This is a genomic window from Veillonella parvula (assembly GCF_032472435.1).
In the GTDB taxonomy this organism is placed as follows: Bacteria; Bacillota; Negativicutes; order Veillonellales; family Veillonellaceae; genus Veillonella; species Veillonella parvula_N.
Genome location: NZ_JAWEGM010000001.1, coordinates 573,040 through 585,287 on the forward strand (window position 1 = coordinate 573,040; position 12,248 = coordinate 585,287).

A 12,248-nucleotide genomic window follows, 5' to 3' on the forward strand; every position below is an offset into this window, starting at 1 on the left:
TGTTATACAGATATATTATTACGCCCTATGGGCAGATTAGAGGACTATTACTATGAGAACACTATTATTAATGCGTGGTGCTCCTGCTAGTGGTAAGTCTCAGTGGATTCGTGATAACAATCTTGAGGCTTACACCCTTGAAGCCGATCATTTCCGTATGCTTTTACGTAGCCCTTCCCTTGGTGAGAATGGCTGGTATATTTCACAAGAGGATAATGGTCCAGCATGGAAGCTCCTACTAGATTGTTTAGAAAAACGAATGATCAATGGCGACTTTGTCGTCTTAGATGCTACCCACACTACATCTAAAGCTGTTAATGCTTACAAAGAATTGCTTAACAAATATAAATATACTGTATATTACTATGAACCAGATACATCCTTAGAGGATTGCTTGGCCCGTAATGCGGCTCGCGTCGATTACAAACGAGTGCCAGAGCAAGTCATTCATCGTATGTACAAAATGATTAAAACAAGTACATTACCAAAGTTTTGTAAAAAAATTAACTCTATTGATGAAATCAACAATTACTTTACGGTTAATCTAACAAATAGATATGATCGAGTGCGTGTTATCGGTGATATTCACGGTTGCTACACCGCATTACAACAAACTATTACACCATGGGATGAAAAAACATTATACATCTTCTGCGGTGACTATTTAGAACGCGGTATTGAAAACAAAGAAATGATGTACGAAATGATGCGTCTCAGCGCATTCCCTAATACAATTATGTTAGAAGGCAATCACGAGCGACATATTGCAAACTTTGCATTTCATACAAATTTAGATCGTTCTAAACGCTTTATAAAAGATGTGGTAGCACCTATCGTAAAGGATATGACGAAAAAAGAAGTGGAATCACTTCAACGAGAACTGCGACTCTTTTATAAATCACTTCGTCAATGTTATCCTTTTAGCTTTCATAGCAAAAAATATTTAGTTTCCCATGGTGGTATCTCCTATGTGCCTAATATGACCTTCATAGCCACCTCAACATTTATTAATGGTTTTGGAGCTTACGAAACAAATATCGCTAATATTTACGATACTAATTACGAACAAGGCATGTGTCAGGACTTCATTCAAATTCACGGTCATCGTGGTGTTCCAGATGGAAAGTACTCCTTCTGTTTGGAAGGAGAAGTAGAATTTGGTGGAGAACTAAAATACATCGATATCACTGCAAATACTTTCACAAAAAATGGAATAAAAAACGATGTATATGATAAAGATTATATGCGCCATGAATTCCAAAATATGACACAACACATCATCTTCACACAAAATGAAGATATTAATATTATTGGCAATTCAAAATTAGTAAAAGTAAAACAGTGTTTCCCTAACCTATATTCCTTGAACTTTACCTCTCGTGTATTCCATAAGCGATTATGGAATGAAAGTACAGTACACGCTCGTGGATTATTTGTGGATCGAATTACAGGAGATGTGAAATTACGTAGTTATAATAAATTCTTTAATCTTGGTGAACGCCCAGAAACAGAGTTAGATAATCTAGCTAATACTCTTTCTTTCCCAGTTGAAATTAGAACTAAAGAAAATGGTTACCTTGCTATTCTTGGCGTTATCAACGAAGAATTAGTATTTGCCTCTAAATCTACAACAGAGGGTATACATGTGGATTTATTTAAAAAACTATTCCATAGATTACCTGAAAATCTACAAGCAAAAATCAAAGATTTATTAGCACGTAATAACTGCTCCATGATATTTGAAGTCATCAGTCAAGAGGATACTCATATCATTAAATACGACCAAGACCATCTCTATGTGCTTGATATGATTCAAAATACTCTAGACGTAAATGGTAAGCATATAGATGTCCCATTCTCTAGAGAAAAATTAGCTGAACTATATACAATTTTACAAAAATATGACACTGACTTGATTTCCATTGTTAAAACAGTTCAACAAATTTCTACCATGGATGAGCTCCAAGACATTATAAATGAGGAACTAAATTCATGCCATGAATCTGAAGGCTTTGTATTAGTCGATAGCAATGGTTTTATGACTAAATTCAAAGGTCCTTATTATAATACGTGGAAGCACAGACGAAATCGCATTCTAGAGCCATATCAAAAATTTGGTAAAATTCCATATGGAAACTGTAAAAATGAAGATGACACTAAATTTGCAGACTTCCTTGGTTCATTAGATTATGATGTAGTATGTAAATCTACCATACTTGATATTAAAGATATGATGGAAAATCAAGGCTTGCTATAATTAAATAAACTCATCCTGTTTCAAGGATAAAAGCAAAAGGGACTGCAACTAGAATGTGGTAAAACCACATTCTGTTACAGCCCCTTTTTATATTAGCTTTTCATTAAACTTAACACTAGAACTCCATCACACCTGTAGTAGTGATTCTAATTTCTGGAATTACAGTTAATGCAAGGAAACTCAAATTAATAAAAGGATCTAGGCCTTTCGGCACGCCCATACCGTAAGCAATATCTTTCATCTTAGCTACTTTTGCATCTACTTCTTCGTGAGGTCGATTTGTGATTAAGCCCATTACTTCAAGAGCTAGTTCCTCTACTACTTTGCCTTTACTAGCAATGACATATCCGCCGCCAATTTCGCGAATACGCTCAATAGCAACCATCATATCTGCATCGTTGTCGCCAACAACAATCAGATTATGTGAATCATGTGCAAAGGATGACGCAATAGCACCATTTTTTAAATTGAAGCCTTTCAAAATACCAATACCATTTCTACCAGATGCTTTATACCGCTCGATACAAGTAATTTTATTGTACTCAGCATTAGGCTTGAACAGTCCATTTTCAACAGGAACCTCTTCAACAGTTTTTTGTGTAACTATTTGCCCAGGTACGATATTAATAATCGCTTGCGGACCTTCAACAAAAACATCTAATTTATTCTTTGTGAAAGTACCTATATTAATCGTATGCAGTAATTCAGCTGGTACAACCTTCTCTTCTCTTACGAGAACACGTTCAATCATTTTTCCTTTATAAAACACCTCGTGAATATCTACGCGTTGTTCATCATTAAGAATTACAAGATTAGCACTATAGCCGGGTGCAATAGCGCCTAAATGTTTCAAACCGTAGCATGATGCCGGATGAGTGGAGGCCATTTTATAAGCTTGGATTGGTGTCAGTCCCAGTTCAATAGAACGACGAATATTATAGCTGATATGGCCTTCTGAACGAATATCCTCAATATGTTTATCATCTGTACAGAAACCATAACGTTCCGTATTCCCTTGCTCTTCTACGAGCCCTTTCACAATGGAGTCTAGATTATGAGCCGCACTGCCCTCACGAATCCATACATAGATACCATTTTTAACTTGCTCTTTTGCTTCTTTGTAGGAAATACATTCATGATTTGTAGTAATGCCTGCCAAACGATAACTTGCTACTTGCTCTGGTGAAAGTCCAATAATATGTCCATCCATAATTGTATCTTTAAAGTAATCTAACTTTTTCATCATGTAAGGATCACTATTGATAACACTATAACAGTCCATGACTTCACCTAATCCTAAAATACGTGGATTAGCTTGTAGCTTATGTAACATATCGCCATCTAAAATAGCGCCATTATCTTCACCTGGTACAGCGGGCACACAGGATGGAGCCATAACATATACATCACCTTGAGCCGATGCAGTTTCATTGATCATGTACTCAACACCTGCAATACCCGCTACATTACCGGCTTCATGAGGGTCTACAATAAATCCTAACGTTCCCACTTGAGAGGCCTCAAATACGAGTTCTTTCGGATTTACCAAGGTTGATTCCAGATGGAGATGGCTGTCTATAAATCCGGGCACAATATATTTACCGCTGTAATCATATTCTGTTTCACCGCTATAGGTACCAACGCCTATAATCGTATCATCATGAATCGCAACATCCGCTTTTACCCATTCATCAGTAAATACATTTAAAACAGATGCCCCCTTTAATACGACAGTAGCCTTATCCAACCCCTGTGCCTGTCGAGAAATTTTTTCATTAAATTGTATCATATAAGGATCCTCCTTACATAAAGATTTCTTTCAAAATGAAAATAAGTGCCAAGAAATACATGACACCGGAAACATCTCGATATTTCCCAGTCAAAACCTTAATTAATACATAACTGATGAGACCCCATTCAATACCTACACCTATGGAATAAGCAAAAGGCATCATGATTATAGTTAAAAATGCTGGTAATCCTTCAGAAATATCACCGAAGTTTATATCTTTAACAGAGGCCATCATAAATAGACCTACTACGATAAGTACCGGAGCAGTAGCCGCTACAGGAATAACCATGAGTAACGGCGCTAAAAATAAGGATGCTATAAAGAGTCCTGCAATAGTTAAAGCGGTCAAGCCTGTACGGCCTCCCTCTGCGATACCTGCTGCCGATTCAACCGCTACGATATGAGGAGATGTACCTAGTGCACTACCAATGATAGTACCTAATGCAGATACTTTCATACAAGAGCTTTGTACGCCCAACTGTTTATCTTGAGGCACCTCAGCTTGATTTGTAAGACCAATCAATACGCCAACTACATTAAATAAATTAACGAACAAGAACGTAAAGGCCACAAATACCATATCTACAGATAAAAGTTCGCTCATATCATAATGAAACCAAATCGGTGCCAACGATGGTGGCATAGAAAATATCGTCGACGGCAACTTTGTAATCCCACAGAAGAACCCAACAACCGCAGCAATGATAACGGCTAGAAATATTCCTCCTTTTACATTGCGTCCCGTAAAAACGGCGATTAATATGATTCCCAAAATGGATATCAAGCTAGATGGTGCCTGTAAGTCCCCAATGCTCACAATAGTAGCAGGATTGCTGACGATAAGCCCAGCACTACTAAGACCAATGAGAGCGATAAACAAGCCGATACCCGCTGTTACAGCCAATTTAATTGTATGAGGTATGGCATTAAACAGATATTCTTTTAACGGTGTAACTGCGATTAGTAAAAATGCTAAACCTGCGATTAATTGAGCCGTTAACGCAAAGGCAAAGCTATGTCCCATTTGGACCACAATAGTGTAAGCAAAAAATGCATTGATACCCATACCGGATAAGCCGGCGAATGGCATATTGCTATACAAAGCTAGCAATAATGTCATAATGATAGCACTAACAGCCGTTGCCGTGAATACGGCGCCTACATCCATACCGGCAGCGCCAAGAATAGCAGAATTTACAGCTAATACATAAGAAACGCAAAGAAATGTAGTGGCTCCCGCAAATAACTCTCTCGATACGGATGAGCCTCGTTCTGATATTTTGAATACTTTGTCCCATACACTACCTTGAACTTGTTCTCTCATAATAATTCCTCCTCTCGTACTTACAATCATGGGCGTATTCTCCTATACTTATATATTTCCACATATAAGTAAGAATTTCCTGTTCTTTATTAAAATCTACTCTATAAAAAAATACCGCAGTATGTATTTAACTCAATTAAAGTAAATATATACTGCGGTATTTCGCATATGTAATCATTTATAAAATCAATAATGTAAATCTATTCAACTCTAAATAAATATAAATTCTAGATTTATCCCTTCAGGGAATCTAAAAATGAAGAGCCAATCCCCCATTGTTTCAATCCAAAGTTTTGTAATACTGTTTCACCTATGTCCGCAAAACTATGTCTATCACCCAAAGCTACTGAATGACTCATACTTGGACTATAAGCTAGCAAAGGCACCATTTCTCTCGTATGGTCTGTACCTTTCCAAGTCGGATCATTCCCATGATCTGCGGTGATAAGAAGTAAATCGTCATCTTTAAGCAAGTCCAACAAACCACCTAATTGGTAATCAAAGTCTTCAATAGCACGCTTATACCCTTCTACATTACGCCGATGACCGTACAGACTATCAAATTCAACAAGGTTGACCATCATGAACCCCCGTGCAAAGCTTTGGCCCAATAGATAAGGAACTACGTTCATACCATGCGCGTTAGACTTTGTCGGATATGATGCATCCCAGCCAACATGAGCATAAATATCGCCGATTTTGCCAACTGCCACTGTCGGAATGTTTGCGTCTTGTAACTCTTGTTGCACCATTTTCTTTTCAGGCATGCGACTATAGTCATGACGATTTGAAGTACGTACAAAATGCCCTGGTGTACCAACAAAAGGTCGAGCTATGATACGCCCCACATAATAATCACCGACACATACCTTATCACGTGTAATTTGACACATGCGATACAACTCTTCTAAAGGAATGATATCCTCATGAGCAGCGATTTGAAAAACAGAATCCGCCGATGTATAAACGATTGGCTTACCTGTTCTTATATGTTCTTCTCCGAGGCGTTCAATAATTTCTGTACCAGATGCTACCTCATTACCAAGAAAGCCATAACCCGTTTCCTTCGTGAAAGTATCCATCAATTCCTTAGGAAATCCTTCATAAAATGTCGGAAATGGTACCGTTACAGGATGCCCCATCATCTCCCAATGTCCGCTTGTCGTATCTTTACCGGTACTCATTTCCGCCATACGACCATAAGCACCAATAACAGGCTCATCAAACGCTGAAATATCGGCAATATTAGCTAAACCTATGGATTTTAAATTTGGGCAGCGAATAGGTCCTGCTACAGCTTCGATATGTCCCAATGTATTCGAACCTTCATCGCCAAATTTAATCGCATCAGCTGCATATCCTACGCCGACACTGTCCATTACTAGTAGAATAATTCGATTATACATATGTACTCCTAAATCTATATGAGATTAGTTACTCATATAATGTAAAAATACTTTGTAACATATTACAGTTAAAATCATCAATATGAATTAATAAAATACATAATATATTGAGAGATAAAATTTCTAAAACTTACTTAAGATATGGCATAGCAAGCATAAGGGCCGCCAAAGATTTGCTATCCTTAATAGTCTCATTCTTGATAACCTCCAATAGTTCTGGCAATGTGTAGTATTCTAACTCTACATATTCATCAGGATCCCAATTAGTTTCCCCCATGGTAAGGTCCTTCGCAAGATATAAATGTAATACTTCATTGCAGAAACCAGGACTCGTAGCAATTGTCCCTAACGAAATCCATTGAGCTGCACGATAGCCGGTTTCCTCAGCAAGCTCCCGTTTAGCACAAACAATCGGTTCTTCATTTGGATCCAATTTTCCTGCTGGTACCTCCAGTAGCGTCTGTTGCAAAGCATATCTAAATTGACGTTCCATAACAATCTTATTATCCTCTGTTACTGCCACAATCGCTGTAGCACCCGGATGATGCACAACCTCACGCCATGCATCCTTTCCGTTCACATCGGCTATATCATAGGTAACTTGAATCAACTTACCGTTAAATTTCATTTCACTGGATTTCTGAATTTCCTTACTAATTGCCATATATACCTCTAATCTTCTATTTTATGTAAAAACCCGAGCATTCTTATACGTTGTAAAATTTCCTCTAAATACACTTTATTAGGAACAATAAAATCAATATTATCCCGCGTATGACGCTGAACTGTAATATTGTCATCCATAATAGCAAGAATCTTTTCTCTTGTTGTAGGCTCCACCATTTGCTTTATTACAAAAAGAAATCCATTATCTATATCTTGTTGTACTTTATTGTACATGTCGCCTATACCAATATAGGAGCTGCCTTCCTTTTCTACTATAGTAGAAATAAAATCTATAAAACGTTGAGGTATATACACCTTATTATCTTCAAAAGCAACTCTTTCATATGGTTCGGCATACATATCAAGATTATCTACAATAATTAAATATAGTAAACGAGAATAAACTCTGTCCATTTCTATAGTATAACCAGGTAGCTTTCTATGTATATGATCTACTATATCCTGAATAGTAAATATATCACCCCGATCCATAACCTCTTTAATAGCAATATGGATACTATCCGTCATATTGGAAGGAATACCTGTATTAACAACGCTGCAATAATATAATTTTGATAATACATCTATACTAACTCGTTCATTACGAACAATCTTTTTAGTATGTTTATTTTTCGTTAACAGGGACATTCTAAACTGCGTATCATAAATGTAATCATAATATTGCTCTTTTGCAATATAATCATCATTTGCCAATTGAGCTATATTATCATGAATATCCTCTGGTAACCAACTTATGAAAGATCGTGAAAGAAATACATCCCCTATATATGCACAATCTTGGTCATTGGCACGTTTTATAAATTCATGTACATATACAGGATCATTAAAAGGCTCTAAATATTCATGGGCCACATAATAATCGTTAGAGCTTAACACATTTTGGATATTATCAATTTTATAGCTCGCTTTTTGACTTATCCGATTATCCATCCCCATCGTATCAGCTACAAGTTTCAATATATTCTTCGTATATAAAGTCCGTTCCATCAACGGTAGCTCTAACTCTTTTTGCTCTGCATATTGCATGATTTCTCGATACTGCTCTAATCGTTTCCATCCAGGATACGTATTATACGATACATAAGCTACACCGTTGTCGGATAAATTCTTATTGCAGATAGATAGAATTTTATCTTTTACCACATCTGGAACCCAGGACCAAATACCATGTACAATAATATAGTCAAAAGTGCCGAACGATTCATCAATATCTAGAATATCCTTCTCAATCAAATGTATATTGGTAAGTCCCATCGACGCAATCAGTTCATTTCCCATCTTAATCTGGGAAAACGATAAATCGATGCCCGTAAAAGATGCTTCAGGATAATATAAAGCTTGGGAAATAATATTTCCACCAAACGAACATCCGAGCTCAAGGACACGAGCCTTTTTTAAAGATACAGGATTTAATCCAAATAACAAAGCTCGCGCTGCTAATGTGTTCAATGAGGTTGCCCCAAAAGGTTGAGATATATATACTACATCTTCATAACTCTTTTTAAGAACCTTATTCTCATCCAATAAATGCATAGTATTTTGTGTAGTCTCAATGTCATTCCCCATAACTGATGTACCTACGTTCTTTTTTTGTTTTGACTCCTGTTTCATAAAGCCTCCCGAATTGTTCTACTAACTATAATAATTATTATATAGTATTATTGATAATAATTACAGCTGAGGAGAGAAATAAACACACAAAAACCGCCCAACAAAGTTGAGCGGTTTTTACTAGTTTATACAAAAGCATAAATTATTTACATAGTCCCGGTGCTTCCAATGCCACCAGTTCTTACACCTGTAGCGTCATCATCATTTGTAATAAGGTATTTAGAGAATATACCTTGAGCAACGCGTTCGCCTTTTTCAAGGGTAACTGGTTCATTGCCAAAGTTTAGAAGGGCAATCATAATATGACCTTCGTTGTCCTCATTGTTGTAGTAATCACTATCAATGATACCTGTGCTATTCACTAGTGCTAAATGGCGTTTAATAGCCATGCTAGATCGGATGTGAATGGCAAGGTATTCGTCGTACGCCATGAAAGCTTTAATACCTGTCGGAACGAGCACTACTTGGCCTGGTTCTAATGTAACAGCTTCAGCACATTCAATATCATAGCCTGCGCTTTCAGTTGTTTTACGTGTTGGTAAGTTGATATCTTGTTCTTCAAAAGCAGAAACTACTTCAAAGCCACGAATATCCATGTAACACCTCTTATTTTAAACAATCTTTACGGGATAAGTTTACACGGCCTTGTTTATCGATCTCGATAACTTTTACCATGATTTCATCCCCTACACTTACTACGTCTTCTACATTTTCAACGCGTTCTTTCGCAAGTTTGGAAATATGTACAAGACCTTCCTTACCTGGTAATACTTCTACAAATGCGCCAAAAGCCATTAGACGAGTTACTTTACCAAGATATACTTCACCTACTTCAACCTCTTTAGTAAGGTTTGTGATAATTTCTTGAGCTTTCGCAGCCCCTTCTTGTTCTACAGAAGCGATAAATACTGTACCATCATCTTCGATGTCGATTTTAGCGCCTGTTTCTTCGATGATACTGCGAATTACTTTACCGCCAGAACCGATTACGTCACGAATCTTATCAGGATCAATTTTCATTGTAATAATACGTGGAGCGTATTGGGACATTTGTTGACGTGGTTCAGCAATTGTATCAAGCATGATGCCCATGATATGCATACGGCCTTTGTGAGCTTGTTCTAATGCTTCTTGAAGGATTTCACGGGATAATCCAGAAATCTTGATATCCATTTGAATTGCTGTTACGCCTTTAGCTGTACCAGCAACTTTAAAGTCCATATCTCCAAGAGCATCTTCCATGCCTTGAATATCTGTTAAAATTGTATAGTGTTCCCCTTGAGTTACAAGACCCATAGCGATACCCGCTACAGGCGCTTTAATAGGTACACCCGCATCCATCAAAGATAATGTAGACCCACATACGGAAGCCATGGAGCTAGAACCATTAGATTCCAATACTTCAGATACTAAACGCAAAGCATATGGGAAATCCTCTTCACTTGGAATCACAGGTACCAACGCGCGTTCGGCCAACGCACCATGACCAATTTCACGACGCCCAGGGCCACGGGAAGAACGAGTTTCCCCTACGGAGAAAGATGGGAAATTATAATGATGGATATAACGTTTTTCAGTTTCAACACCAAGACCATCGATAGTTTGTTTTTCAGATAAAGGCGCTACTGTTGTGACATTCAACACTTGAGTTTGACCACGTGTAAACAAGCCAGAGCCATGTGTACGAGGTAATACGCCTGTACGACAAGAGATTGGACGAACTTCATCAAGTTGACGACCATCTGGACGGATTTTTTCAACAGTAATCATATGACGCACGATTTCTTTTGTCATTGCATCAAATGCTTTATTTACATCAGCCAAGTTATCTGGGTATATTTCTTCAAAGTGAGCTAATACATCTGCACGTACTTCATTTTCTTGTGCATCACGTTGTTGTTTATCTGCACAACGAACTGCAGCATCAAGTTTATCATGACCATAGGCACGAACTGCATCACTAATTTCAGCTGGAACATCTTTACATTCAAATATGCGTTTTTCCTTACCTACTTTTGCAGTCATATCTTCTTGGAATGCTACGATTTTTTTGATTTCTTCGTGAGCTGCCATGATAACTTCAAGAATGATATCTTCCGGTACTTCTTCAGCGCCACCTTCAACCATGAGGATAGCATCTTTAGTACCAGCTACAACGATATTAAGATCTGTTTCTTCAAATTGTGCTTTCGTTGGATTTACAACAAATTCACCATTGATACGTCCCATACGAACGCCTGCAATAGGACCATTCCAAGGAACATCAGAAATAGACAATGCCGCAGAAGCACCAATCATACCACAAATGGCTGGATCACAATCTTGGTCCACAGACATAACTGTTGCTACTACGTGTACTTCGTTACGTACACCTTTATTAAATAATGGACGAATAGGACGGTCAATCAAACGGCTATTCAAAATCGCAGACTCAGGTGGACGTGCTTCACGTTTAATGAACCCCCCTGGTAAACGACCAACAGCATACATTTTTTCTTCATAGTCTACTGTAAGTGGGAAGAAGTCAATATCCTTCGCCTCTTTAGAGCCTGTAGCAGTAACGAGTACACGAGTATCGCCATAACCAACCATTACGGCACCGCCAGCTTGTTTTGCAAGTTCCCCAGTCTCAATCGTAAGCGTACGACCAGCTAGGTCCATTTGGAATTGTTCCATTCCTATTCCTCCTAAAAATCTTCTTATATGTATACCTTCTAATTATATATCAATTAAAGCTAAATAGCCAATTCAAAATAAAAAAGCCGTCCTTTAGGACGGCTTTTTTTATTATTTACGAAGACCAAGGCGTTCGATAAGAGAACGATAACGTTCGATATCTTTACGACGAAGGTAGTCGAGCATGTTACGGCGTTGACCAACCAATTTCAACAAACCACGACGGGAATGATGGTCTTTTTTGTGCTCTTTCAAGTGCTCAGTTAAGTATTGAATGCGACTTGTTAAAATCGCAACTTGTACTTCTGGAGAACCAGTGTCACCTTCATGAGTAGCGTATTCTTTAATTACTGCTAATTTAGCTTCTGTAGTTAACATTAATGTTACCTCCTAAAAAATTATAATCCCGATAAGCTTAAGTAACCGTTGGAGAATCGAATACTTCGCTTACGATATGTCTTACGACCTAATTTAGTATACAGTATCTGCCCTATC

At 37.6% G+C, this 12,248-nt stretch carries 9 protein-coding genes; 1 reads left to right on the forward strand and 8 read right to left on the reverse strand.

Features of this window, described 5'->3' with window-relative positions; genetic code table 11:
• The first annotated feature begins 52 nt into the window (after positions 1-52).
• Positions 53-2,257: an RNA ligase gene (locus E7A03_RS02680; RefSeq protein ID WP_316073646.1), complete on the forward strand. Its 2,205-nt coding sequence runs from the start codon at positions 53-55 to the stop codon at positions 2,255-2,257.
• 115 nt (positions 2,258-2,372) lie between these two features.
• Here the strand turns inward: E7A03_RS02680 and ade are convergent, their stop codons facing one another.
• The 8 genes from ade to rpsO all read right to left on the reverse strand — a co-directional run bounded on the left by ade (position 2,373) and on the right by rpsO (position 12,131).
• The gene (gene ade / locus E7A03_RS02685; protein WP_278469404.1) at positions 2,373-4,046 is read right to left on the reverse strand and encodes an adenine deaminase; all 1,674 of its coding nucleotides are present in this window, start codon (positions 4,044-4,046) and stop codon (positions 2,373-2,375) included.
• Positions 4,047-4,059: 13 nt separating this feature from the next.
• Complete coding sequence (locus E7A03_RS02690) at positions 4,060-5,373, reverse strand: NCS2 family permease (RefSeq protein ID WP_316073647.1); 1,314 nt, start codon at positions 5,371-5,373, stop codon at positions 4,060-4,062.
• Positions 5,374-5,606: 233 nt separating this feature from the next.
• Positions 5,607-6,779: a phosphopentomutase gene (locus tag E7A03_RS02695; protein WP_278469399.1), complete on the reverse strand. Its 1,173-nt coding sequence runs from the start codon at positions 6,777-6,779 to the stop codon at positions 5,607-5,609.
• A 130-nt stretch (positions 6,780-6,909) separates the two neighbouring features.
• Complete coding sequence (locus E7A03_RS02700; protein ID WP_101928206.1) at positions 6,910-7,443, reverse strand: NUDIX hydrolase; 534 nt, start codon at positions 7,441-7,443, stop codon at positions 6,910-6,912.
• An 8-nt stretch (positions 7,444-7,451) separates the two neighbouring features.
• Entirely contained in the window at positions 7,452-9,077 is a 1,626-nt protein-coding gene (locus E7A03_RS02705; RefSeq protein WP_287508963.1) for a class I SAM-dependent methyltransferase, read from the reverse strand.
• Positions 9,078-9,223: 146 nt separating this feature from the next.
• Positions 9,224-9,673 (reverse strand): dUTP diphosphatase, encoded by a 450-nt coding sequence (dut, locus tag E7A03_RS02710; RefSeq protein WP_287508964.1) that lies wholly within the window; start codon positions 9,671-9,673, stop codon positions 9,224-9,226.
• A gap of 10 nt (positions 9,674-9,683) precedes the next feature.
• Positions 9,684-11,753: a polyribonucleotide nucleotidyltransferase gene (locus E7A03_RS02715; RefSeq protein WP_287508965.1), complete on the reverse strand. Its 2,070-nt coding sequence runs from the start codon at positions 11,751-11,753 to the stop codon at positions 9,684-9,686.
• A 111-nt stretch (positions 11,754-11,864) separates the two neighbouring features.
• Positions 11,865-12,131 carry a 30S ribosomal protein S15 gene (gene rpsO, locus E7A03_RS02720; RefSeq protein ID WP_004692991.1) on the reverse strand — a complete coding sequence of 89 codons (267 nt, stop codon included), beginning with the start codon at positions 12,129-12,131 and terminating at the stop codon, positions 11,865-11,867.
• Between the last annotated feature and the right edge of the window lie 117 nt (positions 12,132-12,248).